The sequence below is a fragment of the Streptomyces sp. NRRL S-495 genome (genome assembly GCF_000966955.1).
Classification (GTDB): Bacteria; Actinomycetota; Actinomycetes; order Streptomycetales; family Streptomycetaceae; genus Kitasatospora; species Kitasatospora purpeofusca.
The window spans coordinates 1-1,288 of the sequence record NZ_JZWY01000554.1; the positions used below are offsets into that span (position 1 = coordinate 1).

At 74.3% G+C, this 1,288-nt stretch carries 1 protein-coding gene; it reads right to left on the reverse strand.

Annotated features, from left to right (window positions below; genetic code table 11):
• A partial coding sequence (locus VR45_RS27060; RefSeq protein ID WP_159394372.1) for an AMP-binding protein occupies positions 1-1,279 on the reverse strand: 1,279 nt, incomplete at its 3' end.
• Positions 1,280-1,288: the final 9 nt, after the last annotated feature.

Below are 1,288 nucleotides of genomic sequence, written 5' to 3' on the forward strand. Positions count from 1 at the left end.
GGTCCGCCTCGAACGCCGTCGCGGTCGCGTCGGGCCGGTTGCGGTAGCCCCTGGCGACACCCGCACCGCCGATCCACAGCTCGCCGGTCACTCCCGGCGGCACCAACCGGCCCATGGCGTCCAGCACATAGGCCGTCTCCCCGGCCAGCGGGCGGCCGATCGGCACCGCCTCGCCGACGGGAGTCCCCACCCGTGCCAGGGTCGAGTAGACCGTGCTCTCAGTCGGCCCGTAGGCATTCCACAACTCGCCCGTCCGTGCCAGGAGTTCGCCCGCCAGCCCGGGGTCCATCGGCTCGCCGATGCTGACGACGCGCACCCCCGGCCCGAACCACTGGGCGGCGACCAGCATCCGAAGCGTCGTCGGCGTGGCGGTCATCAGCGTCACCCCGGCCCGGTCGATGAACCGCGCGACGGCATACCCGTCCACCGCGGCCTCCCGGTCCAGCATCGCCAGCCGGAGCCCGCAGGCCAGGCCGACCCAGAGTTCGAACCCGAACACGTCGAAGGCCGGTGAGGTGAGCCCGAGCATCACATCGTCGGGCCGGACGCCCGGCGTGATCCGCATCGCGGCCACGAAGGCCGCCAGGTTCGCATGGGTGACCTCCACGCCCTTGGGCAGGCCGGTCGAACCGGAGGTGTACAGCACATAGGCCAGCCCCTCGGGCGCCGCCTCGGGCAGCGTCACCGGCCCCGCGGGTGGACTTTGCAAAGTGCGCAGCGCACTTTGCAAAGTGTTCGGGGACTTTGCAAAGTGCACCCACACGGGCCCGGGGCTGCCCGGGCCGCCCAGATCGAGGACGCCGGCACCGACCGTCCCGGCCAGTTCACCGGCGAGCGCGAGGGTCTCCCCGGCGGCGATGACGACGGTCGCGCCGGAGTCGGCGAGTTGGGCGCGCAGCCGTTCGACGGGCTGGTCCGGCTCCAGGGGGACGTAGGCCGCACCGGCTCGCAGGACGCCGAGCAGGGCCGCGGGCAGGTAGCGGTCGCGGGGAAGGCAGACCCCGACGGTGAACGACGTCGCCGGTTCTGCCTCGGGTCCGGCCGCCGGCCCCACCTCGGAATCGAACGGCGCCGCCGCGAGCAGGGCCACGGCCACGCGCCGGGACCGTTCGGCCAGTTCCGCGTAACTGACCTCGCCCGCCGAGTCGGAGGTGGCCACCGCCGTCGGCCGCCGGGCGGCCTGTTCGAGCACGGCCGCCACCACGGTCGGCGGACCGTCGGTCGGCAGCGGCACCCCGGTGCCGGCGGCGAGCAGCTCGGCCCGCTCCGCCGCGCTCACCAGCTCCAG